Here is a 496-nt window from a genome sequence, read left to right as displayed (position 1 = left end):
GGACGCCGGCGCGGGGTTCGGGGCGGGAGCCGACGGCGGGGCCCCCCTCGCGCTCCCCCGTCCGGTGGAGCGGCTGATCGAGGTGGTGGGCCGGGACCGGTTCGAGGCCGCCCTCGCCGGGAGCCGGGACCCGGCGATGATCCGTTCCTTCGGCATCATGTTGGGCGCCGAGGGGGACCTCGACGCCGGTGAGCGCTGGCTGCGCCGCGCGGTGGAACTGGGTGACGAACGGGCGGCGACCGCTCTGGGGATGCTGCTGCAGATGGCCGGCCGGGACGACCCCGCCGTCCCCGACCTGTTGCGGCCCGCAGCCGATGGCGGCGATCCGCAGGCCCTGCTCGCGTTGGCCGTGCACCACCTGCTGCGCGGCGAACGGGAGGAGGGGGCGCGCCGGATGGTGGCGGCGGCCGAGGCCGGTCACCCGCAGGCGGTGGCCCTGCTCGCCCCGCCCGCGGAGGCCACCGGGGCCGCCGGGGGCGAGGAGCCCCCGGCCCGC

Annotated in this window: 1 pseudogene; it reads left to right on the top strand. The window is 79.2% G+C overall.

The window, feature by feature from the left end:
- Positions 1–496 (top strand): annotated as a pseudogene (locus FNQ90_RS26400) (hypothetical protein); the annotation flags it as partial.

The sequence above is a fragment of the Streptomyces alkaliphilus genome (genome assembly GCF_014141535.1).
GTDB lineage: Bacteria > Actinomycetota > Actinomycetes > Streptomycetales > Streptomycetaceae > Streptomyces > Streptomyces alkaliphilus.
The sequence above is the reverse complement of the archived record's forward strand: the minus strand, read 5'-3'. Positions and strand labels throughout refer to the sequence as shown.